Raw genomic sequence first — 24,995 nt, forward strand, 5'->3', positions numbered from 1 at the left:
GATCCGCGGTAATGCTTGATGCACACTTGCCGCCCATGACCAGTGTGCCAGACCCCATTGCCAAGGCGTTGCGTCGGTTGCGCGACGCGTCGCCGGACATCGCGCAGGCGCTTGTCGCGCCCGAGATCGAAGCGCAGCTGTCGCGCCTGGCGCAGGCCAGCGATTTCGCCATCGACACGCTGTGTCGCCAGCCCGCGTTGCTCGCACATCTGTTGAAGGACGCCAGCGGCGCGCTCCCAGTGCCGACGCTTGCGGCAGCATCGCCCGAGCAGTGGCCGACCCAGTTGCGGCGCCATCGCACCGCCGAGTCCACGCGCCTTATCTGGCGCGATGTGGTGGAAGGCGCCGACGTCGACGAGATCCTCGCTGGCAGCACGCGGCTGGCCGAAACCTGCCTGCAGCTGGCGCTGGCGGCGCTGGAGGGCGAGTTCATCGCCAAGCACGGCCAGGTGCGCGATCGCGAAGGCGCGGTCGTGCGGCCGGTCGTGTTCGGCCTGGGCAAACTGGGCGGCGGCGAATTGAACTTTTCTTCCGACGTGGACCTGGTCTACGCGTTCGCCGCGCAGGGCGAATCCGATGGCCCGCGTCCGCTGGCCGCCGAGGAGTACTTCGCGCGGCTGGGTCAGCGCCTGGCGCGGTTGCTGGATGAAGTCACGGGCGAAGGTTTCAGTCATCGCGTCGACCTGCGCCTGCGGCCGTACGGCAACGCCGGGCGCGTGGCGCTGTCGTTTGCCGGGATGGATCGCTACTTCCAGACCGAAGGCCGCGACTGGGAGCGCTACGCCTGGTTGAAGGCGCGCGCGGTCGCTGGCGATATCGATGCGGGCGAGGACTGGCTGCAGACGCTGCGGCCGTTCGTCTATCGCCGCTACCTGGATTTCACCGCGCTCGATGGCCTGCGCGCGATGAAGGCGATGATCACCGCCGAGGTCGCGCGTCGCGACATGGCCGACGACATCAAGCGCGGCGCCGGCGGCATCCGCGAGATCGAATTCCTCGCCCAGGCGCTGCAGCTTGTGCACGGGGGACGCGATGCGCGCCTGCGCCAGCGCGGCCTGCGTGCGGCGCTGGCGGCGCTGGTGGATGCGCGGCTGCTGTCTTCATCGGTGGCCGATGGCCTGCGTGGCGCGTATCGCTTCCTGCGCGTGCTGGAAAACCGCATCCAGATGCTGCGCGATGCGCAGACCCATCGCGTGCCGGACAACGCCGAAGATGCCGCGCGCATTGCCGCTTCGCTGGGCTACGCCGACGTCGCCGCACTGCGTGCGGCGCTGCAGGTGCAACGCGCGGTGGTGTCGGCCGCGTTCGCACCGCTGATGGCCGCACCGGAAGCGGCGCATGACGCAGACGAACGCGCGCCGTTCCAGCGCCTGCTCGCCCATCGCGATGAAGCCGAGACAACACTGCGGCAAGCCGGCTTCGAAGATCCCGCGCAGTCCGATACGCGCCTGCGCGATTTCCTCAAGGCGCCGGGCGTGGCGGCCTTGTCCGATGTCGCGCGTACGCGGCTGGATCGCGTGCTGCCGGCGGTGCTGCAGGCGGCGTCGCAATCGGATCGTCCCGACGCCGCGCTGCAGCGCAGCCTGGCGTTGCTGCAGTCGATCCTGCGTCGGGCAAGTTATCTCGCGCTGCTGGATGAAGCGCCGCGTGCGCTGGCGCGCCTGGTCGATGTCGTTGCGCGCAGCGCCTGGTTGGCCGAGCGCGTCGCGCAGTATCCGCTGCTGCTGGACGAACTGCTCGATGCGCGCGCGGCCGGGCCGATGCCGGGGCGTGAGGACATGCTGGCCGCCTGCAACGCGGCCTTGCTCGACCCTGATCCGGAACTCGCGCTGCGCCGGCTCAACGAGACACGCCTGGCATTCGGTTTCCGCATCGCGCTGGCGGCGCTGGATGTACGCCAGCCGCCCGATGCCTCGGCGCGCCAGCTCGCGTGGCTGGCCGATGCGGTCTGCGGCGTGGTGCTGCGTATGGCGCGCTCCGCGGTGGAAGCCGCGCACGGACAGGTGGCTGGCGGCGAGTTCGCATTGATCGGTTACGGCAGTCTGGGCGGTGAGGAGATGGGCTTCGGCTCGGACCTGGACCTGGTGTTCCTGTATCGCGCGCCGGCCGATGCCGTATCCGATGGCGCGCGCGCGCTGGACGCCGGGCGCTGGTACCTGCGCCTGGCGCAGAAGGTCGTGGCGCTGCTGGAAACCATGACCGGTGCCGGCCGCCTGTATGCGGTGGACGTGCGCCTGCGTCCCGATGGCGCCAAGGGGTTGCTGGTCACCTCGCTCGACAGCTACGCCGACTACCAGCGCCATCGCGCGTGGACCTGGGAACACCAGGCGCTGGTGCGCGCGCGAGCGGTGGCCGGTGATGGAGGTCTGCTGGATGCCTTCGACCAGATCCGCGACCAGACCCTGGCCACGCCGCGCGAACAAGACAAGCTGCGCGAGGACGTCCTGCACATGCGCAGCCGCATGCGCGCCGAACTGGACCGCAGCAGCGCCGAGCGGTTCGACCTCAAGCAGGGTGCGGGCGGACTGGTGGACCTGGAGTTCCTGCTGCAGGCGCTGGTGCTGCAGCACGCCGCGCGCGTGCCCGCACTGCTCGATCCGGAAAACACGCGCGCCTTGCTGCAGGCGATGGCTGATGCGTCGCTGTTGCCGGCCGACACGGACGCAAGCCTGATCGACGCCCACACCACGCTGCTCGCCGCCAGCCTGTCCTGCACCCTGGATCGACGCCCGCGCCTGACCGCACCGACGCCCGCGCTTCAGCAGGCGCGTGAAGTGGTCACGGCTGCGTGCGAGGCAAGTGGATTGGTCTTTGCGGGTGGTCGTGATTCCAGCGGCTGACCTCAGCCCAGCCCCAAGCGCAGCTTGACCTGCCTGGCCACGCGCGCGGTCTCGCGCAGGGGCGTGACCTCGAAATGCTCCAGCGTGTCGTCCAGGGCGTGGATGCGGCCGCGTTCCAGCAGGGCGCGGAGGAAGCGTTGCGGTCGACCCCGCACGCGCTCGGGCGTGGGCACGAAGACCGGCGCATGCGTGGCGCAGGCTTCGGACAGCATGTTGACCGAGTCTGCCGTGCAGACGATGCGGTCGGCCCAGCCGAGCAGCCCGGGATACGGATTGGCGCCGTCGCCGTCATCGCACCACAGCAGGTGGCGCGTGTTGCCGTAGCGCTCGCGCAACACCGCGACCACCTCGGCTGGCGTGCGCCGGGAGGTGGCGATCATCAGCGTGCCGCCTTCGCGCTGCACGATCGGATTGATCGCCAGGCAGATGCGCTGGATCTCGCCGGCATCGAGCGTGGCATGGGCGCTGGGTCCGCCGACCAGCAGCGCGGTGCGCGGGCCGGGCAGGGCGCCGAGACGCGAGAACTGCTGGCGCGCATCGGCCAGCCACGCATCGTCCACCGGATGCAGGCTGCCGAGCAGGGTCAGCACGTTGGGACCGCGCAGGCCGTCATGCGTGGGGGCGATCACCAGATCCCAATGCTGTGGACGCACGCGCGGATCGAGGATCTGGATCACGCGACTGCCGTAGGCGCGCAACACGCGCGTGGCCAGCGCGGCCTGGCGTCCGCAGCCGATGGCTAGCGCAGGTGCGTGGTCGAGCGCGGTCTGGAACTGCGGCCCGAAGGCGCCGTCGCTGCCCGGCAACACGCGCGGGGCAAGCTGCTTCCACGGTGCGCGTGCCTGCAGCACCCACTCGCGCGCGGGCAAACCGAGTGCATGGGCGAGCGCAGCGGCCTGGCGCACGTTGCCGGCATGCCCATCGGTCAAGGTCCAGGTCCGTGGTAGCGAGGTCATCGGCGGTCGTGCTGACGAAACAGACAGGGTCCAGGCAGGTGCATTTGTTCTGAAAGCCAAAACAATCCGTTGCGGATCGCCGTGGTGTTGCATCTGCAGCCACACCCTACACTGCCGGCCGGCCTCGCGTGAAGCCGCAAGGCAGCACGTGTCGCTTTCCTATTCTGTTCGGAGGGGTTCGATGTCCCAGAGTCTTGATGCTGCAGCGCTCGACCAGCTGTTCCGCACCGCGCGCAGCCAGAACGCGTTCACCGATGCGCCGGTCAGCGACGAACAACTGCACGCGCTGTACGACCTGCTGAAATGGGGCCCGACCGCGGCCAACGGCACGCCCGCGCGTTTCGTGTTCGTCACCTCGCCCGAAGCCAAGGCCAAGTTGAAGCCGGCGCTGTCGGCCAACAACGAAGGCAAGACGATGTCAGCGCCGGTGACCGTGATCATCGCGCACGACCTGGACTTCCACGAGCAGCTGCCCAAGCTGTTTCCGCATACCGATGCCAAGGCCTGGTTCGACGGCCCGCAGGAAGGACGCGTGGAAGCGGCCTTCCGCAACGGCAGCCTGCAGGGCGCGTACCTGATCCTGGCCGCGCGCGCGCTGGGCCTGGATGCCGGCCCGATGTCTGGCTTCGACAACGCCAAGGTCGACGAAGCGTTTTTCGCCGACACCTCGATCAAGTCCAACTTCCTGGTCAACCTGGGCCATGGCGATCCGGCTGGCGTGTTCGATCGCCTGCCGCGCCTGTCCTTCGACGAAGCCGCGCGCATCGTCTGAGCGATCCGATTCGATTCACCTGGCGGCAACGCCACCGCTGTTCCCTTAGCCGCCACACCACTCTAGGAGTCATCCATGCGCAAGTTCCTGCTCGCCGCCGCCCTGTCCGCCCTGGTCGCCCCGGCGTTCGCCACGCCGGTCACCTACAAGCTCGACCCGGCCCACACCGACGTCATCGCCACCTGGAACCACTTCGGGTATTCCAACCCCAGCGCGCACTTCGGCGATGCCGACGGCAGCCTGACCTATGACGCGGCCAACGTGTCCAAGTCCAGCGTCGAAGTGACCCTGCCGCTGAGCGGCCTGCAGGCCTTCACCGCCAAGTTCAACACCCACCTCAACAGCGCCGACTTCTTCGATTCGGCCAAGTTCCCGTCCGCCACCTTCAAGAGCACCAAGGTCGAAGCCGCCGGCAAGGACAAGCTGAAGGTCACCGGCGACCTGACCATCAAGGGCATCACCAAGCCGGTCGTGCTGGATGTCACCTTGAACAAAGCCGCCGAGCATCCGATGAAGAAGACCCAGTCGATCGGTTTCGACGCGACCGCCACGGTCAAGCGTTCGGACTTCGGCGTCGGTGCGTATGCGCCGATGGTCAGCGACGAAGTGAAGCTGCACATCACCACCGAAGCCGACGTGCCGAAGGCCAAGTGATGTCGTGATGAGGGCGCTGCGTGCAGCGGCTTCATCGGTAAAACAACAACGCCGCCGGGTGCGAATCCGGCGGCGTTGTTGTTTTGAGTAATCCAGCGTGTGTTTGTGGGAGCTGCTTTAGCAGTGATGAGGCTTTCCTTCGAAAGCCCATCGCCGATGAATCGGCTCCCACCTCAGCAGTTCGCTCATGTTGCGCAGCTCAGGCCTTGGCCAGCGCCTGGGCGAAGTCGCCGATCAGGTCGTCGATGTGTTCCAGGCCGACCGACACGCGCAGCAGGTTCTGTGGCGTGACCGACGCCGGGCCTTCGACCGAGACGCGATGCTCGACCAGCGATTCGCAGCCGCCCAGCGAGGTGGCGTTGGTGAAAATCTGCAGCGCGCCGGCCACCGCCAGCGCCGCGTCGCGACCACCCTTGATCTGCACGCTGAGCATGCCGCCGCCCTGGCGCATCTGGCGCATGGCCAGCGCGTGCGCGGGGTGCGAGGGCAGGCCGGGATAGTGCACGGCGTCTACTTGCGGCTGCGCTTCCAGGTATTCGGCCAGCGCCTTGGCGTTGGAACAATGCAGTGCCATGCGCGCCGGCAGCGAGCGGCAACCACGCAGGGTCAGCCACGCGTTGAACGGCGCCATCACCGCGCCGGTGATGTGCAGGCGATGGGCGACCGCGCGGTACAGGTCGTCCTCGCGCGCGAACGCCAACGCGCCACCCAGCACGTCGCTGTGGCCGCCGAAATACTTGGTGGTCGAGTGCATGACGATGTCCGCGCCCAGCGCCAGCGGCTGCTGCAGCACCGGCGAGGCGAAGGTGTTGTCGGCCACCAGTAGCGCGCCGCGTGCGTGCGCGAGTTCGGCCAGCGCGGCGATATCGCTGACCTGCATCATCGGGTTGGACGGGGTTTCCACCCAGATCACATCGATGCCGTCGGCGCAGGCCGCGGTGACCGCGGCGAGGTCGGTCATGTCCAGGCGCTGCACCTGCATGCCGCGTTCGGGCAGGTATTCGGTGGCCAACAGGCGCAGGCCGGCGTAGCAGTCGTCGGGAACGATTACCCGCGCGCCGGGCGGCAGGGTTTCCAGCAGCGTGGTGATGGCGGCCATGCCCGAGGCGAAGGTGATCGCCTGGGCGGCGCCTTCCAGCGCGGCCACGGCTGCGCGCAGGCGGTCGTTGGTGGGATTGCCTTCGCGCTGGTACTCGTAGCCGGCGATGCGCTCGGCCGCCGGGCCGTGGCGGAAGGTGGTGGCCAGGTGGATCGGCGGGACGACCGCGCCGGTTTCCGGGTCATATTCGCCGCCGGCGTGGATGGCGAGGGTTTCAAGGCGCATCAGGTCAGTTCCCGGTGAGGTGATAGAAGTCGAAGACGCGAGCCAGCGTATCGGCGCTGGAAAAGCCCACTGCATCCAGCCCGGCCGCGCGCGCGCCGCTGACGTTCTCGTCGCGGTCGTCGATGAAGAGGGTATCGGCCGGCGCCGCATCCAGCAGCGCCAGGGCGCGCAGGTAGGCCTGCGGCGAAGGCTTGGCGATGCCGACATCGCCCGCGCCCACCACGCGCCCGGCAAACAGCGGGAACAGCGCCGGGCAGATCTGCTCCAGGTGCAGGGTCAGGAACGGGCCGTTGTTGGTGAAGATCGCCACCTGCGCGTGCCGCGCGACCTCGCGGGCCAGGGCAACCATCGCCGGATCGGCCTGCACGGCCACGGTGCGCGCGGCGATGCAGTCGGCCAGGGTCAGGCGCGCGCCGAGGCGGCGCGAGAGTTCGTCGGCGTAGTCCTCCGGGCGCCACAGGCCGATGTCGGACTCGTGCTCCAGCCCGGAGTCGAACAACGCCGCCTGCACCGCCGCCGGGCTGGTGCCGCTGCGGTGGGCCAGTTCGACCAGGCGCACCCGGCGTTCGTAACGGGCCAGCACGTCGTCCAGGTCGAACAGGACCAGCGCGGGCGGGCGCAGGCGCGGGCGTTCGAGCCGGTTCATGCGGGCAGGGCGCGCAGTGCGCGCGGGAAGGGCAGGGTCATGGCGGGTCGGGGGAAACCAGCCCGCGAGGATAGCGACAACGCCTGCGCAGGTCGCGTCCCGGAGCGTGGCGAAGACGGGTTTTCGCCAGCTGACAGGCGGGTGGGCAGGCGGGGCGGGAGTGTGACGCCGGGCACCTACCCGGCGAGGGGGGACCTACCCGTCGCGGGCAGCGGTGGAGCGGATTTCCGAGGTTAGGTTTGTGTGAAGCGAGCGCGCCGTCCGCACAGGACACCGGTTCAAGGGGATCCGGTCGCCCGCCTCCAGGTCCTTCCGTCGCAGTCCTTCCCTTCGCCTTGCTCAGGAGCCCCCAGGTCATGCGCAGTCGCCCCACCCGCCGTCCTCTCGCCGTTGCCGTCTCCGCCTCCCTGCTGCTGGCCGCCGTCGTCCAGGCCCATGCAGCCGATGCTCCGCTGGCCGATACACCTGCCGACCAGGCCAAGACCCTGGATTCGGTCAGCGTCATCTCCACCGGTACCCGCAAGGCCAACATGGCCGTGACCGACAGCCCGGCGCCGATCCAGCTTGTCAGTGCCGAAGCGCTGACCAAGACCGCCGCGCCAGACCTGATGAACGCCATCGCCAACCAGGTGCCGTCGTACAACGCCTCCCAGGTCGGCGGCGACATGATGAGCCAGACCCTGACCGCCTCCATGCGTGGCCTGACCGCCAACCACACCTTGGTCCTGGTCAACGGCAAGCGCCGCCACGTGACCTCCAACTTCGGCGTGGCCGGCAGTGGCGAAATGGCCACCGACCTGTCCTACATCCCGCAGTCGGCCATCGACCACGTCGAAGTGCTGACCGACGGCGCCGCCGCGCTGTACGGCTCGGACGCCATCGCCGGCGTGATCAACATCATCCTCAAGAAGGGCGCCTCCGGCGGCGAACTCAACGCCGGGTATGCCGGCTACGCCGATGGCGGTGGCGGCACCGATTCGTGGGGCGGCAACATCGGCTTCGGCGGCGAGAGCGGCTTCGTCAACATCAGCGCCGAAGTGGAAAACCGCAAGACCGTCTACCGCATGTCCAACCCCAGCTACGCCAACTGCCTGGCCGACCAGGTGGCTTGCGCGGCGTATGCCAACGCCAACGGCCGCAGTGACCTGCTGGCCCGCCTGGCCAACGACCAGGGCGCGCTGATGAATGGCCGCTTCCCGGCCCTCAACGCCTGGCTCAACCCGCCGGAAGTGCACCGCAAGATCGCCATGTTCAACGCCGGCTACGACTTCGGCGAGGGCCTGGAGTTCTACGCCTTCGGTAGCTACGGCCAGAAGACCGCGCAGTCGGAAGAAAACTATCGTCGTCCCTCGCAGGACGGTGGCTACGACTTCAACGGCGACGGCGACGTCAACGACGTGGGCGAGCACAAGTATCCGTATGGCTTCAATCCGTCCGAGCGCTCGGAGGAGAAGGACTACGACCTGACCCTGGGCTTGAAGGGCGAGTTCGGCAGCGGCTGGATGTGGGACGTGTCCACCGAGTACGGCCGCAACGAGATGGACGTCTACACGGTCAACTCGATGAACTTCTCGCTGTGGAACGACTTCGGCACCTCGCCGGAGAACTTCTACGACGGCTCCTTCTACAGCACCCAGTGGGACACCAATGCGGCTGTCACCAAGGACTTCGACATCGGCCTGGCCGGTGGCCCGCTGACCTTGAACGCCGGCGTGGAATACCGTCGCGACGAATACGGCATCGAAGCTGGCGACCCGACCTCGTACTACGGCGCCGGCGCCTCGTCCTTCCCGGGTTACAACCCGCTGTCGGCGGGTGACTACTCGCGCCACAGCCAGGCCGTGTTCGCCGACGTGATCCTGTATCCGACCGAAGCCTGGCTGGTGGACATCGCCGGTCGCTACGAGAAGTACAGCGACTTCGGCAGCAAGGCGATCGGCAAGTTCACCACCCGCTACGACATCACCGACACCTTCGCCATCCGCGGCACGGCCAGCACCGGCTTCCGCGCGCCGAACATGGGCGAGCAGTACTACACCGCGATCCAGGTCAGCCCGACCGGTGCGACCGCTACGCTGGCCGGTTCGTCGGTGGGCAACGGCCTGAAGCCGGAAACCAGCAAGAACTTCTCGCTGGGCCTGGTGTGGCAGCCGCTGCCGAACCTGACCTCCACCCTTGATGCGTACCAGATCAAGATCGCCGACCGGACCTACATGGGCTCGTTCGCCTACTCGGTGGCGCAGTCGGCCGCCACGGTCACCGGCCGCACCACCGGCAGCTGGAACGCCGACCTGCCCGATCCGGCCGACACCGACGGCGACGGCGTGCCGGACGACACCTACAACCAGATCCTGGGCGATGCGCTGGTCGCTGGCGGCTTCATCAGCGATGCCAACGATCCGTCGGCACCGGGCGGCAGCTTCGACCAGACCGCGCGCGCCAACATCAACCTGAGCTTCCTCAGCAACGTGCTGGACACCAAGACCACCGGCGTGGACTGGGTGACCAACTACATGAGCGAGTTCAGCTGGGGCTCGATCGACTGGTTGCTGGCGGCCAACTACAACAAGACCGAGGTGACCAAGGCCGGCCGCGTCACGGGCTTCGAAAGCATCCCGCTGTTCACCGAAGCCAACATCTACGACATCGAGCACGCCAGCCCGAAGTTCCGCGTCAACCTGGCGGCGACCTTCAACTGGCAGAAGTTCACCCTGACCCTGCGCGAGTCAATCTACGGCCCGCAGACCCAGGTCAACAGCCTGGCCGGTTACGAGCAGCTGGCTGACCAGCTGGACGTGGTGACCCTGGGCGGCGGCGAGTACTACAAGCTCAAGCTGGGCACGATGCTCACCACCGGCTTCGACCTGAGCTTCAAGCCCGATGACCAGTGGACCATCAGTGTCGGCGGCGACAACGTGTTCAACGAATACCCTGACAAGATCCCGTCGGCGGTGTGGAACTACGACGTGGCCAACTACCAGAACGGCAATAACGAGTACATCGCCAGCAGCAACTACGCCGGCTTCTCGGGCAGCCCGATCGGTTACTTCGGCGCGCGTTACTACGCCAAGCTGACCTATCGCTTCTGATCGCGACACCGCGCCGTCCTGCCTGCCGCGTGCAGGTGGGACGGCGCGCATGAGGGAATCGCAGGACTTCGATCTACCCAAGACTTCCAGCGGTCTTTCCGGGACCGCGGCGCCCACCGCAGATGCAGTGGGCGGACTTTTTTCAGCACTTCGGTGGCCACGCGTTGGATGTGCCGGTCGCCGCCCACGGGATGAACTCAATGAAGGGCGTCACCACTGCAATGAGCCGCCGCCAGCTGTTGGCCCGCATCGGGCTGGCCGCTGGCGGTTCCATGATGTACCAGGCGATGAGCAGCCTGGGTTTTGCCGCCGAATCCGGCTACAAGGGCCCGGTGCACCTGCAGGGTAATCCGAAGGGCGCCACGGTACTCATCCTCGGCGCTGGCATGGCCGGCATGACCGCCGCCTACGAAATGCGCAAGGCTGGCTACAAGGTCAAGATCCTCGAATACAACGCGCGTCCCGGCGGTCGTAACTGGACCCTGCGCGGCGGCGATACCTACACCGAACTGGGCGGCGAAACCCAGCACTGCGGTTTCGATGACGGCCTGTACATCAACCCGGGCCCGTGGCGCATCCCGCACCACCACCGCGCGATGCTGGCGTACTGCAAGCAGTTCGGCGTGGCGCTGGAATCGTTCGTGCAGGTCAACTACAACGCCTTCCTGCACAACACCGAGGCGTTCGGCGGCAAGCCACAGCGCTTCCGCGAAATCGATGCCGACTACAAGGGCCATGTCTCCGAACTGTTGGCCAAGGTCACCCGGCAGGGCGCGCTGGACAAAGCAGTGACCAAGGAAGACCAGGAGCTGCTGCTGGAATCGCTGCGCAGCTGGGGCGGCCTGGACAAGAACATGGCCTACGCCATGACCGAGGAAAGCAACCTGCGCCGTGGCTACGCCAAATATCCCGGCGGCGGCCTGAGCGGCAAGCCGGCGCTGTCCAAGCCGATGGCGGCCGAGGACGTGCTGCGCTCGCGCCTATGGAGCCAGCTGGCGGCCGGCAACGGCATCGAGATGCAGACCAGCATGTTCCAGCCCGTGGGCGGCATGGACATGGTCGGCAAGGCGTTCGCGCGCGAGCTGGGCCCGGGCGTGATCCAGTACAACGCCAAGGTCACCAACATCGACCAGGACGATCACGGCGTCACCGTCAGCTACGAGGACACCACCGCGCCGGGCACCACGCGCACCGAGAAGGCCGACTGGTGCATCTGCACCATCCCGTTTTCCGTGCTGAGCCGCATCCCGGTCAAGGTCGGCCCGGCGATGAGCGAGGCGATCACCAAGCTGCCCTATGCCTCCTCGGTGAAGGTCGGCCTGCAGTTCAAGCGTCGCTTCTGGGAAGAGGACGAGGCCATCTACGGCGGCATCAGCTACACCAACCTGCCGATCACCAACATCAGCTATCCCAGCACCGGCTTCCAAGCGCCGGGCAAGGGCGTGCTGCTGGGCGCCTACATCTGGGGCCTGGATGCGTTCGACTTCACCTCTCACAGCCCGGCCGAACGCGTGAAGCGCGCCGTCGACTATGGCAGCCAGATCCATCCGCAGTATCCGAAGGAATTCGACAACGGCGTCTCGGTCGCCTGGCATCGCGTGCCCAGCCACCACGGTTGCTTCGGCGCGTGGAACGAGGACCTGCGTACGCAGCACTACGAAGCGGCCTGCCAGATCGATGGCCGCATCGCCATGGCTGGCGAACACATCTCCTACATCCCGGCCTGGCAGGAGGGCGCGGTGCTGTCCGCGCACGATGTCATCGGCCGCCTGCACGCCAAGGTACTGGCGACCGGAGGCAAGGCATGAGCGTCAAAGTCCTGAGTTGCGCCGCGCTGGCGGCGGCCTTGCTGGTGGTGCCGGCGTGGCTGGCCGCGCCGGTACGCGCGCAAACCTCCGATGCGACCGGCCTGGTCAACACCCGCGACTTCAGCCACGCCAACGGCGCGCAGGTCTACACCACCATCTGCCAGGGCTGCCACATGCCCGCCGGGCAGGGCGCGCGTGGTGCCGGCGAATATCCGGCCTTGGCCTCCAATCCCAAGCTGGCCGCCGCGCCCTATGTGGAGATGATGGTGCTGTCCGGTAATGGCGCCATGCCGGGTTTTCGGGGCATGCTCAGCGACAAGCAGGTGGCTGAAGTCACTGCCTACGTGCGCACGCACTTCGGCAACCAGTACGACGAGCCGGTGACCGATGCCGACGTCAAGGCGCTGCGTGCCGCGCTTGCGCCGTCCGGCGCCAGCGACGATTGATGCCGATGTCTTTTTCCTTCTTTCAAAACGGAGTTCCCATGCGCCTGTCCCGCCGTCTTCCCCTGATGCTGAGCTTCCTGGCCCTGCCGCTGGCCGCGCAGGCTGCCGATGTGGTGCGCGTGCCGATTCCCGGCAGCGATTTCCCGATCGCCGCGGCGGTGGAAGTGCCGGCCGGCAAGGCCACCATCTACGTCAGCGGCAAGGTGCCGGCCGTGGCCAACGCCTCGGCGCCCAAGGACTCGGTGGAAGCCTTCGGCGATACCAAGACCCAGACCATCAGCGTGCTCACCCAGATCCAGAAGCAGCTCGAAGGCATGGGCCTGGGCATGAAGGACGTGGTCAAGATGCAGGCCTTCCTGGTCGGCGGCCCGGAGACCGGCGGCAAGATGGATTTCAAGGGCTTCATGGAGGGCTACACGCAGTTCTTCGGCAAGGACGCCAAGCAGATGAACCTGCCGGCGCGTTCTGCCTTCCAGATCGCCGCGCTGGGCAATCCCGGCATGCGCATCGAGATCGAAGTGGTCGCCGTCCGTCCCTGACGTATTCCTCCCCCGCCTAGGAGTTGCCCCATGAAAGCCCCCATTTCCCGCCGTCGTTTCCTGCATGGCTCGGCCCTGGCCGCCGGTGCGGCCACGGCCGCGCCGCTGCTGGGCCTGGCCGGTCCGGCGTTTGCGCAGGAAGCCGCACGTCGCGCGCCCAAGGTCGATGTCAAGCAGGCCTCCGACCTGGGCCTGGCCCCGGTGATGATCAACGCCAACGAAAACCCGCTCGGCCCCAGCGCTGCCGCGCTGAAGGCAATCGACGCCATCGCGCCGGAAGGCGGTCGCTATCTGTTCAACATGCAGAAGGAGCTGGTCGAGGAGATGGCCGCCCAGCTCAACGTCAAGCCCGAATACATCGTGCCGTACGCCGGCTCGGGCCTGCCGCTGCAGCAGACGGTGATGGCGTTTACCTCGCCGACGGCGTCGCTGGTGACGGCCGATCCGACCTTCGAATCGGGCTGGCGCACCGCCGACCGGGTCAAGGCACCGGTGCACAAGATCCCGCTGCGCAAGGACTTCAGTCACGACGTGGAAGCCATGTGCGCGGCCGACCCCAAGGCCGGCATGATCTACATCTGCAACCCGAACAACCCGACCGGCTCGATCACCACGCGCAAGGACATCGAGTACGCGCTCAAGCACAAGCCCAAGGGCAGCATCCTGGTACTGGACGAGGCTTACATCCACCTGTCGCCCACCGCCGTGACCGGCGCGGACATGGTCGCGGCAGGCGAGGACGTGGTGATCCTGCGCACCTTCTCCAAGCTCTACGGCATGGCCGGCATCCGCCTGGGCTACGTGGTGGCGCGTCCGGACCTGATGGAGCGCATCACCTACTTCAGCACCAATGCGCTGTCGGTGACCGCGATGGCGGCCGGCCTGGCCAGCCTGCGTGATCCGGACCTGGTGCCCACGCGCCGCGATGCCAACACCAAGCTGCGCGATGGCATCACCAACTGGCTGACCAGCGAGGGTTATGCCTGCACGACCTCGGAGAGCAACTGCTTCATGGTTGACGTCAAGCGCCCGGCGCCGGAGTTCATGGAGGCCATGGCGACCTACGGTGTGTTCGTTGGTCGCGCCTGGCCGGTGTGGCCGACCTGGTCACGCATCACCATCGGCACGCCGGAGGAAATGGCGCGCTTCAAGGACGCCTTCGCCAAGGTGATGGCCGGCAAGCGCGGCCCGGTGCCGGTGAAGATGGCCCTGCTGGAAGACGAGCGCCGCGACGGCAGCCACACCGCCTACGCCTGATCGCGCAATCGAGATCGCTTGAGTGATCCCTAACCCCTGCCGCTCGCGCGGCAGGGGTTCTGTTTGGGTCAGCCCGGCGGTGCGGTCGCGGCGATCAAGCCACGCTGCAGCGCGATCCCCAGTGCGGATTCGCGCGTGGTGGCTTCGAGCTTGCGGTAGAGGTTCTTGAGGTGGAACTTCACCGTGTTTTCCGACACCGCCAGGCGCCGCGCGATGTGCTTGTTGGAATGGCCCTGGGCCAGTTCGGCCAGCACTTCCAGTTCGCGCTCGCTGAAGAGTTCGGTGACCTGTGCTTCGTCGAAGGACAGTTTGTCCAACAGCGTCTGGATGGTCAGCGCGCGCGTGGTGCCGGCCGCGGCCTGCGGGTCCAGCTGGCGCGCGCTGCGCAGCAGGGCCTTGGCCGGCAAGCCGGCGTCGACCACCACCTGCCAGGCGCGCGCGCCGGCAATGTGATCCAGCGCCAGGCCCAATGGAATCAGCGCCGCCTCGATCTGGCCGCGCTGCTGCAAGGTCATGGCCAAACGCAACTGGATGCGGCCGAGGTGATAGCGATCGCCTGCGGCTTCGGCCGCCTGCTGCTGGCGATGCAGGATCGCCACAGCCTGGCCGGCGCGACCGCACAGTGCATGCCAGCGCGCCAGGGCAAAGCCCAGGGCGTGACCCTGGCGCCAGCCGTGGCCGCTGGTGAGCGCGTGCAGGAAGGCGGCTTCGCCCCCGGAGCGCGCCATCGCCGCGTCGATCGCGCTGTTGCCCGGCAGGTCCAGCAACACGTCCAGACGCCAGGCGGCGGCCAGTTCGGTCAGGCGGGTGAGATGCCGGCGCGTGGCCAACGCATCGATGCGGTCTAGCAGCGCATGGGCGGCGCGGCCGCTGCGGTCGCGCTGGCGCGCCAGGGTGAGCGCGGTGCTGAAGCCGGCGGCGTAGACATCGACCCAGCCATCGTCCTGCTCCAGCGCATCCAGTGCGCCTTCGAGCAGGTCGGCGGCTTCGTCGTAGCGGCCGCGCTCGGCCCGCAGCTGGGCCAGCAGGCAGCGACAGGCCGCGACCAGCGTGGCGTCCACGCCATGCTGCGGCTGGGCCAGCTGCAGGGCGTGGGTGTAGCAAACTTCGGCCTGGTCCAGCGCGCCGCGATAGAAATGGCTCTGTCCCAGGTGCACCAGCGCGTAGCCGGCGGTGTTGGGCGTGTCGCTGCGCGACATCACATCGACCGCGTCCTGCGACAGCCGATGGGCCTCGCCGAACTCGCTGCGTCCCAGCGCCGTGGTGGCGCAGATGCACAGCAGCGTGCCGCGGCCCAGGTGATCGTCTTCATCCAGCGCGTCGGCCTGCGCCGCCAATTGTGCGATACCGCGCGGATTGCCGCAGACCAGGTCCATCAGGTCGCGCAGCAGCGCCACCACGACCGTGTAGTCGCGCTCCAGCGGCGCGCGAAGGTCTTCGGGAAAATCGCGGAAACGCTCCAGCAGCATCTGCGCGTGGCTGAACTCGCCCAGCCGCATGTGCAGGTAAGCCTGGGTGAGGTTGAGCGGCGGCGTATCGCGGATCACGCGCGGGTCGAACTGGCAAAGCAGCGCGCGGACCGAGGCGGTGCCGTGCTGCAGCAGCATCTGCCAGCTGCCGGCCTGGCGGATGCATTCGGCGGCCAGCGGCACGTCGTGGGCGCGCAGCGCATGGCGCACGGCTTCGGGCAGCTGGTCGTGCGCGGCGCACCACTGCGCGGCGCGGCGATGCAGGTGGACGACCAAGCCTGGCGACTGGCGATCGAGCTGCTGGTGCAGGTAATCGGCGAACAGCGGGTGATAGCGGAACCACTCGTGGTCATCGTCCAGCGGCACCAGCAGGCCCTGGAAATGGCCGAGCCGCGCCAGCAGCTGGCCGCTGTCCTGGCGGCCGCGCACGGTATCGGCTAGCGCGGCGTTGAAGCGCTCCAGCACGGTGGTTTCCAGCAGGAAATCGCGCAGTTCCGGGTCGAGGTCGCGCACGACCTGTTCGGCCAGGTACGCGGCCAGCCCGGCAGTGCGGCCGGAGAAGCGGGCGACATCCTCGCTGCGGCGGCCATCGCCGGAAATCCACAGCGCGGCCAGGCGCACGGCGACTGGCCAGCCTTCGGTCTTGTGGCGCAGCCGGCGCGCGTCTTCGTCGCTGGAGTGCTCGCCCAACATGGCGCGGGTCTCCTGGCGGTTCAGCGCCAGCTGTTCGGCGCCCACCTGCAGCAGGGCGCCGCGCACGGCGAGCCGCGCCAACGGCAAGGCCGGCGCACGACGCGTGGCCAGCAGCACGTGCAGGCGCGGGCCACCATGTTCGACCAGCAGGGTGATCAGTTCATCTGCGGCCGGGCCGGCGGCGCGGTCGTAATCGTCCAGCACCAGCACCAGCGGCTGCTGGGCGCAGCGCACTGCGCGCAGCAGCGCGGTGCGCGTGGCGGCCGGATCCAGGTCGCGCCAATGGGCCACGCCCAGCGGCATGGTGTTGTTCTCGAATCCGCCCAGCCCCAGCGCCAGCGCCAGATAGGCCAGCAGACGGGTCGGATCGGCGTCGTCCTCGTCCAGCGACAGCCACGCCACCTGGGCGCGGCCGCTGGCGAAGACATGCGCATGCCACTGCGCCAGCAAGGTGGTCTTGCCGAAGCCCGGCGGGGCAAGCAGCAGGGTCAAGGGCAGGCCGATGCCCTGGTCGAGTTGGGCGATCAGGCGTTCGCGCTGGACCGCATCCACGTGCAGGCGTGGGGGTTCCAGCTTGTCCGGCAGGATCCAGTCGCCCGCAGCAATGCCGTCACGGGCAATGGACGGGCGCGGGCCGATCAGTGCAACTGGTTTTGCTACGGGCACGCGCGTCTCCGACGTGTCCGATCTCCCCAAAGATCGGCGCTGTGCGTCCCAGCATCGGGCCACGCGCCATGAGCGCGTTGAGCCGCACCGATTCTGTGACAGGGCCCCCGCCCATACCCGTCCTTAGGTATCTGTCAGCCACGTTATGTCAGGGCGCTGTCATTTGCCAAGTCATGCCGACAAGCGTGAAAAACCGCAGGTTGACTACGCGATGGCCGAAAACGCTTCCTTTGCGGCCTGCAGAGTGGCTTCGATGACAATCCTGTCATGCGCGCTGGAGGTGAAGCCAGCCTCGTAGGCCGAGGGCGCCAGGAACACGCCGCGTTCCAGCATCGCGTGGAAGAACCGGTTGAAGGCCGCGGTGTCGCAGGCCGTGGCCTGGGCGTAGGTCTCCACCTTCTGGTCGGTGAAGAACAGGCCGAACATCGCCCCGACCTGGTTGGTGGTCACGGCCACGCCGGCGTCGCGCGCGGCTGCTTCGAGTCCGGCGCAGAGGGTGGCGGTGGTGGCGGTCAGGTCGGCGTGGAAGCCCGGCGCTTGGACCAGGTCCAGCATCGCCAGGCCGGCGGCCATCGCGACGGGGTTCCCTGACAGGGTGCCGGCCTGATAGATCGGGCCGGACGGGGCGATCTGCGTCATCAAATCGGCACGGCCGCCGTAGGCACCCACCGGCATGCCGCCGCCGATGATCTTGCCGAAGGTGGTGAGGTCCGGCGTGATGCCGTAATGCGCCTGCGCGCCGCCCAGGGCCACGCGGAAGCCGGTCATCACTTCGTCGAAGATCAGCAGCGCGCCGCGCCGGGTGCACAGGTCGCGCAGGTGCTGCAGGTAGCCTTCGCGCGGCGGGATGCAGTTGGCGTTGCCCACCACCGGCTCGATGATCACCGCGGCCACTTCGCTGCCGATGTCCTCGAACAGCGCCGTGGCGCCTTCGAAATCGTTGTAGCTCAACGTGGCGGTCAGTTCGCTCAGGCCCGCCGGCACGCCCGGCGAGGTGGGCACGCCCAGGGTCAGCATGCCGCTGCCGGCCTTGACCAGGAACGAATCGCCGTGGCCGTGGTAGCAGCCTTCGAACTTGACGATGCGCTGGCGGCCGGTGGCGCCGCGCGCCAGACGGATTGCCGACAGCGTGGCCTCGGTGCCGGAGTTGACCATGCGCACCATCTCGCAGGAAGGCACCAGGCGGGTGATGGTCTGCGCCATGGTGACTTCGGCCGGGCAGGGCGCGCCGAAGGACAGCCCGTCGCGGATCGCCTTCTCCACGGCCTCGCGCACGTGCGGGTGGTTGTGGCCGACGATCATCGGGCCCCACGAGCCCACGTAATCGATATAGCGATTGCCATCCACGTCATGCAGGTAGGCGCCGTCGGCGCGCTGGACGAAGAACGGCTCGCCGCCCACGGACTTGAACGCGCGCACCGGCGAGTTGACGCCGCCGGGGATCAGGGCCTGGGCCTGGGTGAACAAGGCGTGCGAACGGTCGTGCTGCATGGGTTGGGATCCTGTGCGGGTGGGCGCCGGGCGCCCAGAGGGAAGGGTGGCAGGCGGTGCCCGCGCGGCGAACGCAGCTCGCGCGCGGGGACGTGCCGGGGCCGAAAGACGGCCAGTACGCCGCCTATTGTCGGGCTTGCGGGCCACAACGGCCAAGCGCAGCAAGGGCTTGGCCGAGCTACCTACCCACCCAGGTGGGACCTACCCGTCGCAGTTGCGGCGCCAAAGCGTGACGCTGATTAGCATCCAGAGCACACGCGGATGCATGACGTCATAAACAAACGCCATTCGCCACATGTGACTCAAGTTTTCAAAGTGTCACCGCAGCGTCGTTCTCAGGGGTGAAGCGACGCGCTCTTCGGCACCTTGCCGTTCCAACTTTTGGGGAAACAAGCAGCATGAATCGATTGATCCGTAAGAGCGCCCTGGCGCTGGCCTTGGCGGTTGCCGCCAACGGGGCCTATGCCCAGTCCACCACCGGCCGCATCTTCGGCACCGTCAGCGGGGCCGGCGATGCCGATACGGTCTTGGTCCAGAGCAGCGGCGGTTTCTCGCGCGAAGTGAAGGTCGAAGGCGGCCGCTACTCGCTGAGCAGCGTGCCGCTGGGCAGCTACACCGTGACCCTCAAGCACGACGGCGCGGTCGTCGACTCCCGCGAGAACGTCTCGATCCTGGTCGGCGCCGGTACCGAAGTCGGGCTGTCCGCCGGTGGCGCCACCACCCTGGGCTCGGTCTCGGTCAAGGGCACGACCGCCATTTCCCCGATCGACGTCTCCAGCGTCGACACCCGCACCGTGGTGACCTCCGAGCAGCTGCAGCAGCTGCCGCTGGGTCGCAGCGCTGAAGCGATCGCGCTGCTGGCGCCGGGCGTGGTGGTCAACAGCGGTGGTTTCGACAACGGTCCGCTAGGCGGCTCGCTGCCGAGCTTCGGTGGTTCGGCCGCTTCGGAAAACGCCTACTACCTCAACGGTTTCAACACCACTTCCACCGCCAACAACCTCGGCGGCCTGACGCTGCCCTACGGCGCGATCGACCAGCAGGAAATCTTCACCGGCGGCTATGGCGCCCAGTATGGCCGTTCCAACGGCGGCGTGATCAACCAGGTCGGCAAGCGCGGTACCAATGAATGGAAGTTTGGCGCGGCGGTCGTGTTCGAGCCGGATGCGATGAAGGCCAGCCAGAAGGACATCTACTGGCGTCCCGACAGCCAGACCTCGACGACCACCAACACGGCCTACAACTATGCCCGTTCGGCCAATGGCCTGTACCAGCCGTTGAGCGAGACCAAGGCAACCTCTGAAACCTACAGCGCCTATGTCGGCGGCCCGATCCTCAAGGACCGGCTGTTCTTCTTCCTGGCCGGTGAACGCGTCAATTCGCACGGCACCCGCATCGCCAGCAATCGTGACGCCGACAATGGTGCGGTCGGTGGTCTGACCGAATACGAATACGAGCAGAATCGCTGGTACGGCAAGCTGGACTGGTACATCACCGATAACCACCTGCTGGAACTCACCAGCGCCGGTGACAAGTACGAAACCAACGGCACGATCTACCGGTACAACTACCTCACCCGTTCTAAGGGTGCGTACTACAACAACGAGAACACCAACAAGGCCGGCCCGGTCCTGAATTCGGCCAAGTACACCGGCTACTTTGGCGACAACATCACCGTCAGCGCGCTGTACGGCGAGATGCGCACGCCGGATGAGATCAGCTACTACAACTACAGCGCGGCCAATGGCCCGGTGATCGGCAGCGTCGCACTGCAGAATCCGGCCTACACGGGCGGCACGCCGATCCAGGGTTCGCAGCTGCAGAGCTCGATCACCGCGTCGGACCGCGAGTACGAGAAGCGCAACCTGCGCCTGAGCGTGGAATGGCGCCTCGGCGACCACGCGATCACGGCCGGCGTGGACAACCAGGATCTGAAAGCCACCAACATCGGTACACAGGCCTCAGGCCCTGGCTATGCCTGGACTTACGGCCGCACCAGCGATCCGTACGGCACCGCAGCAGGCGCCAACGGCCTGATCAGCCAGTCGGCCAACGAGGCCGGTGGCAAGGGCGCGGCCAGTCCGGGCCTGGTCGACCCGGTCTACGGTGCCTCCGGTTACTACGTGACCAAGGACACCACCAGCGGCCTGAACTCCTACGACGCCGACCAGAAGGCGTACTACCTGGAAGACAAGTGGCAGGTGACCGACAACCTGCTGCTGAGCCTGGGCCTGCGCAAGGATGAGTTCACCAACTACGTGCCGATCAGCCACGTGCCCTATATCAGCGTGGATGCGTGGTCGCCGCGCATCGGCTTCAGCTGGGACGTGCACGGCGATTCCAGCCTGAAGGTGTTCGGCAACATCGGCCGCTACTACCTGGGTCTGCCGCTGTCGGCCGTCGGTCTGTTCACCTCCTCGGTGTCCAAGAGCGAGTACTTCACCTATAGCGGCATCAACGCCGACGGCACGCCGATCATCTCGCAGTCGTTGGGCCCGGCGGTTTCGGCGAACTCGCGCTTCGGTCGAGCCTCCGATCCCAACGCCGCCGTGGTCAAGGACATCAAGGGCGAGAACCAGGATGAGCTGATCCTCGGCTTCAGCAAGCAGATGGAGAACGGCTGGGTCTACGGCGTGCGCGGCACCTATCGCCGCCTCAACGACGCGATCGATGACCAGAACTTCGATACCGACAACGTCGGCCTGGTCAACTCGGCCATCGCGCAGGGTGTCGACATCGATTACACCCGGACCGCCGGCGCTGAGCTGATCAATCCGGGCAAGACCAACATCTGGAACGTGTACGACACCGATGGCAACCTGCGCCAGGTCAGCGTGTCGCGTGAGGCTGCTGGCTTCCCGGAGCTAAAGCGTGACTACGCGGGCCTGGAGTTCAACTTCGAGCGTCCGTTCGATGGCAAGTGGTATGCCAAGGCGAACTACGTGTGGTCGCATAGCTACGGCACGACCGAGGGCCAGCTGCGTTCGGACCTGTTCCGTTCCGGTGGCGCGCTGGGCAGCTACCAGGGCCAGGCGGCGGTCTCGACCACGCAGAGCTGGGACCATGCCGCGCTGATGGAGAACACCAACGGCGACCAGTCCAACGATCACCGTCACCAGCTCAAGCTGTACGGCTACTACCAGCTGACCAGTGAGTTCGGCATCTCCGCCAACTTGAGCATGGCCTCCGGTGCGCCGAAGAACTGCCTGGGCAACTACTACGGCACGACCTATTCCGGCAGCGATCCGGCGGGTTACGGCGGCAGCGCCGTAACCGGTGGCCCGTACCATTACTGCTACGACCCGGCGACCGGCACCGGCAGTGCATCGCCCCCGGGCTCGCATGGTCGGATGCCGTGGATCAACCAGCTGGACCTGGGCTTCACCTTCAAGCCGGATTTCGCCGAAGGCAAGCTGGCGATCAACCTCAACATCTTCAACGTGCTCAACGCGCAGAAGCCGATCACCTACTACCCGTTCTCGCAGCTGCCGGATAACTCGGTGAACCCGCTGTACGGCCAGGCGGTGGCGTATCAGACCCCGCGCTACGCCCGCGTTACCGCAAGCTACGACTTCTGATGTACGTCGCCCCGGCCTGCGTTGGCAGGCCGGGACAGCAGGAAGTCGATCCAAACGAAAGGCCGCGGCAATCTGCCGCGGCCTTTTTGCTTCTAGTGGATCAGGCGTTCAGTCGAACAACGCTTTGAACGCGCGCGCCGTGGCAATCGGATCGGCCGCATCGTAGACCCCGCCAATGGCGGCGATCAGATCGGCGCCGGCGTCGATGGCGGGCCGGGCATTGGCCGGGGTCAGGCCACCAATGGCGACGCGCGGAACGCCCAGCGTTGCGGTCTCCAGCAGCACCGCCGGTGTGGCGCGATGCGTGGTCGGCTTGCTGCGGCTGGGGAAAAACGCACCGAAGCTGACGTAGCTGGCGCCCTGCGCCACCGCCTGGGCCGCCAGTGCCGCCTGGTCGTAGCAGGACGCGCCGATCAGGGCCTGCGGGCCGAGTGCAGCGCGGGCCGCTTCCAGGCCGATCGAGTTGTCTTCCAGATGCACGCCCGCTGCGCCGATCGACAAGGCCAGCGCGATGTCGTCGTTGATGATCAGCGGCACGCCGTGCTGCGCGCAGAGCGCCTGCAGCGTAGTGGCTTGTTCGCGCTGAGCTGCGGCGTCGGCCGCGCGGTTGCGGTACTGCAGCCAGGTGACCACGCCGGCCTCCAGCAGGGCCTGCGTGCGGGCCAGCAGGCGCGCGCCATCGGCGTCCTCCTGGGTAATCAGGTACAGGCCACGGTGCGAGGTGAGGCGGGACATGGCGGCTCCAGCGCGCCGGGGCGCGTGTGTGACAATGCGGCACCCTAGGCCTGCGATGATCCGATGAGCAACCCCGGCGACACCACCTACCGCAACTGGATGTGCGTGGTCTGTGGCTTCATTTACCGTGAAGCCGAAGGCCTGCCCGAAGAAGGCATCGCGCCCGGCACGCGCTGGGAAGACGTGCCCGAGACCTGGACCTGCCCCGACTGCGGCGTGACCAAGGACGATTTCGAGATGGTCGAGCTGGATTGACGGCGCCTGGCCCCATCACCGCTCGCCATCCTTGCCTGGAGATTGCATGAGCGACCTGCTCGACACCGTTGAACTGGAAACCGGCGCCGCCCCGCAGTGGACCGTGCTGTGGCTGCACGGCCTGGGCGCCGATGGCAATGACTTCGCCCCGATCGTGCCCGAGCTGGTGCGCCCGGGCTGGCCGGCGCTGCGCTTCGTGTTCCCGCACGCGCCGGTGCGCGCAGTGACGATCAACAACGGCATGCGCATGCGGGCCTGGTACGACATCGCCGGCACCGATTTCGCCACGCGCGCCGACGCGGCCGGCGTGGACGAATCGATCGTCCAGGTCGAAGCCCTGATCACGCGCGAAGCGGCGCGGGGCATCGACGCCGCGCACATCCTGCTGGCGGGCTTCTCGCAGGGCGGCGCGATTACCCTCGCCGCAGGCGCGCGCCGCAGCGTGCCGCTGGCCGGGCTGATCGCGCTGTCGACGTACCTGCCTGCCGCTGACGCGCTGGCTGGGTTCGCTCATGAAGCCGCCAGGACGCAGCCGATCTTCATGGGCCACGGCACTGCCGATCCGGTCGTGCTGCCCGAATACGGCCAGCGCAGCGCGCAGGCGCTGACCGGCGAAGGCTTCAGCATCGATTGGCATACCTATCCGATGGGCCATTCGGTCTGCGCCGAGGAAATCCGCGACCTGGGCGACTGGATGTCGCAGCGCTTCTCCTGAGCCCATGAGCGAGGCGCCCGCCGCACCGCAGGACTGGTTGCCGGAGCTGTGCACGGTGCCGCGGTTGCTGGTGATGCTGGGCCTGGCCGAACTGGTGGTGATCGTGCTGTCGCTGTCGCCCGATGGGGCGCCGCACTGGACGGTCGAGCATTTCCTCTCGGCCAGCGCGTTTGGCCTGTGGCAGGCGATCGCGGTGACCGCGCTGCTGTGCGTGATGCGCCCGCATCTGTCGCGATTGCCGCAGCGGTTGGGCGCGCTGTGCGCGGTCGGCGTGGCCGGCGCGGTGGCGATGTTTTCGGCCGGCGCCCTGTACACGCTGTACACCGCCACCGGCCTGGAAATCGGCGCAGGTGGCGTAGGGTTCTGGCGGTTCGTGCTGGGCAGCGCGGCGGTGGTGATGCTGATCAGCGCGTTGGCGCTGCGCTACTTCTACGTCAGCGATCGCTGGGCCGCGCAGGTCTCGGCCAGTGCGCGCGCGGAGGCCGACGCCCTGCAGGCGCGCATTCGCCCGCATTTCCTGTTCAACAGCATGAATCTCATCGCCAGCCTGCTGCACAGCGCGCCGCAGGTGGCCGAGCGCGCGGTGCTGGATCTGTCGGATCTGTTCCGCGCTGCACTGGGTGCGGGCGAAGACAACTCCTCGCTGGCCCAGGAAGTGGAGCTGGCCGAGCGCTATCTTTCGATCGAATCGCTGCGCCTGGGCGAGCGCCTGCAGGTGCAGTGGAACCGCATCGAGCCGCTGCCCTGGGATCTGGTGCTGCCGCGCCTGGTGCTGCAGCCGATGGTGGAGAACGCGGTACTGCATGGCATCTCGCGCCTGTCTGAAGGCGGCACCATCGAGATTGATCTGCACGTGGAAGGCCGCTTGTTGCATATCCGCGTGCGCAATCCCGCGCCCGAGCCCGGCAGCGTGCCGGTGCCGCTGGTGGGGCGCGGGGCCGGACACGCCCAGCGCAGCATCGCGCACCGGCTGTCGTATCGCTTTGGCGCGAGCGCGCGGGTGACGGGCTTCTGGGAGCAGGGCTACTATGCCTGTGAACTCGCCATTCCCCTGGCCTGAGGTGC

At 67.5% G+C, this 24,995-nt stretch carries 18 protein-coding genes; 12 read left to right on the forward strand and 6 right to left on the reverse strand.

Annotated features, from left to right (window positions below; all coding sequences use genetic code 11):
- The first annotated feature begins 35 nt into the window (after positions 1 to 35).
- The gene (gene glnE, locus BMZ17_RS01465; protein ID WP_093134395.1) at positions 36 to 2,840 is read left to right on the forward strand and encodes a bifunctional [glutamate--ammonia ligase]-adenylyl-L-tyrosine phosphorylase/[glutamate--ammonia-ligase] adenylyltransferase; all 2,805 of its coding nucleotides are present in this window, start codon (positions 36 to 38) and stop codon (positions 2,838 to 2,840) included.
- A gap of 2 nt (positions 2,841 to 2,842) precedes the next feature.
- Here glnE and BMZ17_RS01470 read toward each other — a convergent pair whose 3' ends face one another.
- Positions 2,843 to 3,796, reverse strand: coding sequence for a mitochondrial fission ELM1 family protein (locus BMZ17_RS01470; protein WP_093134399.1), 954 nt, complete (start codon positions 3,794 to 3,796; stop codon positions 2,843 to 2,845).
- A 181-nt stretch (positions 3,797 to 3,977) separates the two neighbouring features.
- Between BMZ17_RS01470 and BMZ17_RS01475 the strand changes: the two genes are divergently transcribed.
- Entirely contained in the window at positions 3,978 to 4,568 is a 591-nt protein-coding gene (locus BMZ17_RS01475) for a malonic semialdehyde reductase (RefSeq protein ID WP_093134402.1), read from the forward strand.
- Positions 4,569 to 4,643: 75 nt separating this feature from the next.
- Positions 4,644 to 5,222 (forward strand): YceI family protein, encoded by a 579-nt coding sequence (locus BMZ17_RS01480; protein ID WP_093134405.1) that lies wholly within the window; start codon positions 4,644 to 4,646, stop codon positions 5,220 to 5,222.
- A 199-nt stretch (positions 5,223 to 5,421) separates the two neighbouring features.
- On the opposite strand, the gene BMZ17_RS01485 is transcribed toward BMZ17_RS01480, so the two are convergent.
- Both BMZ17_RS01485 and BMZ17_RS01490 read right to left on the reverse strand, forming a co-directional pair.
- The gene (locus BMZ17_RS01485; protein ID WP_175485444.1) at positions 5,422 to 6,546 is read right to left on the reverse strand and encodes a trans-sulfuration enzyme family protein; all 1,125 of its coding nucleotides are present in this window, start codon (positions 6,544 to 6,546) and stop codon (positions 5,422 to 5,424) included.
- A 4-nt stretch (positions 6,547 to 6,550) separates the two neighbouring features.
- Positions 6,551 to 7,192: an HAD-IA family hydrolase gene (locus tag BMZ17_RS01490; RefSeq protein ID WP_093134410.1), complete on the reverse strand. Its 642-nt coding sequence runs from the start codon at positions 7,190 to 7,192 to the stop codon at positions 6,551 to 6,553.
- Positions 7,193 to 7,548: 356 nt separating this feature from the next.
- Here BMZ17_RS01490 and BMZ17_RS01495 point away from each other — a divergent pair, with 356 nt between their 5' ends.
- From BMZ17_RS01495 to BMZ17_RS01515, 5 genes are all read left to right on the forward strand, one after another.
- Positions 7,549 to 10,281: a TonB-dependent receptor plug domain-containing protein gene (locus tag BMZ17_RS01495; protein WP_093134414.1), complete on the forward strand. Its 2,733-nt coding sequence runs from the start codon at positions 7,549 to 7,551 to the stop codon at positions 10,279 to 10,281.
- Between the two features lie 200 nt (positions 10,282 to 10,481).
- Positions 10,482 to 12,089 carry a flavin monoamine oxidase family protein gene (locus BMZ17_RS01500; RefSeq protein WP_093137981.1) on the forward strand — a complete coding sequence of 536 codons (1,608 nt, stop codon included), beginning with the start codon at positions 10,482 to 10,484 and terminating at the stop codon, positions 12,087 to 12,089.
- The gene (locus tag BMZ17_RS01505; RefSeq protein ID WP_093134418.1) at positions 12,086 to 12,535 is read left to right on the forward strand and encodes a c-type cytochrome; all 450 of its coding nucleotides are present in this window, start codon (positions 12,086 to 12,088) and stop codon (positions 12,533 to 12,535) included. The genes BMZ17_RS01500 and BMZ17_RS01505 overlap by 4 nt, the downstream gene beginning before the upstream one ends.
- Positions 12,536 to 12,573: 38 nt before the next feature.
- Positions 12,574 to 13,074 carry a RidA family protein gene (locus BMZ17_RS01510; protein ID WP_093134422.1) on the forward strand — a complete coding sequence of 167 codons (501 nt, stop codon included), beginning with the start codon at positions 12,574 to 12,576 and terminating at the stop codon, positions 13,072 to 13,074.
- A 30-nt stretch (positions 13,075 to 13,104) separates the two neighbouring features.
- Complete coding sequence (locus tag BMZ17_RS01515; RefSeq protein ID WP_093134426.1) at positions 13,105 to 14,331, forward strand: pyridoxal phosphate-dependent aminotransferase; 1,227 nt, start codon at positions 13,105 to 13,107, stop codon at positions 14,329 to 14,331.
- A gap of 68 nt (positions 14,332 to 14,399) precedes the next feature.
- Here the strand turns inward: BMZ17_RS01515 and BMZ17_RS01520 are convergent, their stop codons facing one another.
- Positions 14,400 to 17,159: a winged helix-turn-helix domain-containing protein gene (locus BMZ17_RS01520; RefSeq protein WP_093134430.1), complete on the reverse strand. Its 2,760-nt coding sequence runs from the start codon at positions 17,157 to 17,159 to the stop codon at positions 14,400 to 14,402.
- Between the two features lie 204 nt (positions 17,160 to 17,363).
- Positions 17,364 to 18,650, reverse strand: a complete 1,287-nt coding sequence (gene hemL, locus BMZ17_RS01525) for a glutamate-1-semialdehyde 2,1-aminomutase (protein WP_093134434.1) — start codon at positions 18,648 to 18,650, stop codon at positions 17,364 to 17,366.
- A 398-nt stretch (positions 18,651 to 19,048) separates the two neighbouring features.
- Here hemL and BMZ17_RS01530 point away from each other — a divergent pair, with 398 nt between their 5' ends.
- Entirely contained in the window at positions 19,049 to 22,225 is a 3,177-nt protein-coding gene (locus BMZ17_RS01530; RefSeq protein WP_093134438.1) for a TonB-dependent receptor, read from the forward strand.
- 108 nt (positions 22,226 to 22,333) lie between these two features.
- Here BMZ17_RS01530 and thiE read toward each other — a convergent pair whose 3' ends face one another.
- Positions 22,334 to 22,960 carry a thiamine phosphate synthase gene (thiE, locus tag BMZ17_RS01535; protein ID WP_093134443.1) on the reverse strand — a complete coding sequence of 209 codons (627 nt, stop codon included), beginning with the start codon at positions 22,958 to 22,960 and terminating at the stop codon, positions 22,334 to 22,336.
- Positions 22,961 to 23,023: 63 nt separating this feature from the next.
- On the opposite strand from thiE, the gene BMZ17_RS01540 reads away from it, so the two are divergent.
- The 3 genes from BMZ17_RS01540 to BMZ17_RS01550 are packed head-to-tail and all read left to right on the forward strand — an operon-like array spanning position 23,024 to position 24,990.
- Complete coding sequence (locus tag BMZ17_RS01540) at positions 23,024 to 23,215, forward strand: rubredoxin (protein WP_093134448.1); 192 nt, start codon at positions 23,024 to 23,026, stop codon at positions 23,213 to 23,215.
- Between the two features lie 46 nt (positions 23,216 to 23,261).
- Entirely contained in the window at positions 23,262 to 23,930 is a 669-nt protein-coding gene (locus BMZ17_RS01545) for an alpha/beta hydrolase (RefSeq protein WP_093134452.1), read from the forward strand.
- 4 nt (positions 23,931 to 23,934) lie between these two features.
- Positions 23,935 to 24,990, forward strand: a complete 1,056-nt coding sequence (locus BMZ17_RS01550) for a sensor histidine kinase (RefSeq protein WP_093134456.1) — start codon at positions 23,935 to 23,937, stop codon at positions 24,988 to 24,990.
- Positions 24,991 to 24,995: the final 5 nt, after the last annotated feature.

The sequence above is a fragment of the Pseudoxanthomonas sp. GM95 genome (genome assembly GCF_900109775.1).
Lineage (GTDB): Bacteria > Pseudomonadota > Gammaproteobacteria > Xanthomonadales > Xanthomonadaceae > Pseudoxanthomonas_A.

Bases quoted from the DNA above. Each gene is read 5' to 3' on its own strand.
- BMZ17_RS01510 (WP_093134422.1), top strand. From the start codon at position 12,574: ATGCGCCTGTCCCGCCGTCTTCCCCTGATGCTGAGCTTCCTGGCCCTG.
- BMZ17_RS01550 (WP_093134456.1), top strand. From the start codon at position 23,935: ATGAGCGAGGCGCCCGCCGCACCGCAGGACTGGTTGCCGGAGCTGTGC.
- BMZ17_RS01490 (WP_093134410.1), bottom strand. From the start codon at position 7,192: ATGAACCGGCTCGAACGCCCGCGCCTGCGCCCGCCCGCGCTGGTCCTG.
- BMZ17_RS01515 (WP_093134426.1), top strand. From the start codon at position 13,105: ATGAAAGCCCCCATTTCCCGCCGTCGTTTCCTGCATGGCTCGGCCCTG.
- thiE (WP_093134443.1), bottom strand. From the start codon at position 22,960: ATGTCCCGCCTCACCTCGCACCGTGGCCTGTACCTGATTACCCAGGAG.
- glnE (WP_093134395.1), top strand. From the start codon at position 36: ATGACCAGTGTGCCAGACCCCATTGCCAAGGCGTTGCGTCGGTTGCGC.
- BMZ17_RS01505 (WP_093134418.1), top strand. From the start codon at position 12,086: ATGAGCGTCAAAGTCCTGAGTTGCGCCGCGCTGGCGGCGGCCTTGCTG.
- BMZ17_RS01495 (WP_093134414.1), top strand. From the start codon at position 7,549: ATGCGCAGTCGCCCCACCCGCCGTCCTCTCGCCGTTGCCGTCTCCGCC.
- BMZ17_RS01545 (WP_093134452.1), top strand. From the start codon at position 23,262: ATGAGCGACCTGCTCGACACCGTTGAACTGGAAACCGGCGCCGCCCCG.
- BMZ17_RS01485 (WP_175485444.1), bottom strand. From the start codon at position 6,546: ATGCGCCTTGAAACCCTCGCCATCCACGCCGGCGGCGAATATGACCCG.
- hemL (WP_093134434.1), bottom strand. From the start codon at position 18,650: ATGCAGCACGACCGTTCGCACGCCTTGTTCACCCAGGCCCAGGCCCTG.
- BMZ17_RS01480 (WP_093134405.1), top strand. From the start codon at position 4,644: ATGCGCAAGTTCCTGCTCGCCGCCGCCCTGTCCGCCCTGGTCGCCCCG.
- BMZ17_RS01500 (WP_093137981.1), top strand. From the start codon at position 10,482: ATGAAGGGCGTCACCACTGCAATGAGCCGCCGCCAGCTGTTGGCCCGC.
- BMZ17_RS01470 (WP_093134399.1), bottom strand. From the start codon at position 3,796: ATGACCTCGCTACCACGGACCTGGACCTTGACCGATGGGCATGCCGGC.
- BMZ17_RS01530 (WP_093134438.1), top strand. From the start codon at position 19,049: ATGAATCGATTGATCCGTAAGAGCGCCCTGGCGCTGGCCTTGGCGGTT.
- BMZ17_RS01475 (WP_093134402.1), top strand. From the start codon at position 3,978: ATGTCCCAGAGTCTTGATGCTGCAGCGCTCGACCAGCTGTTCCGCACC.
- BMZ17_RS01540 (WP_093134448.1), top strand. From the start codon at position 23,024: ATGAGCAACCCCGGCGACACCACCTACCGCAACTGGATGTGCGTGGTC.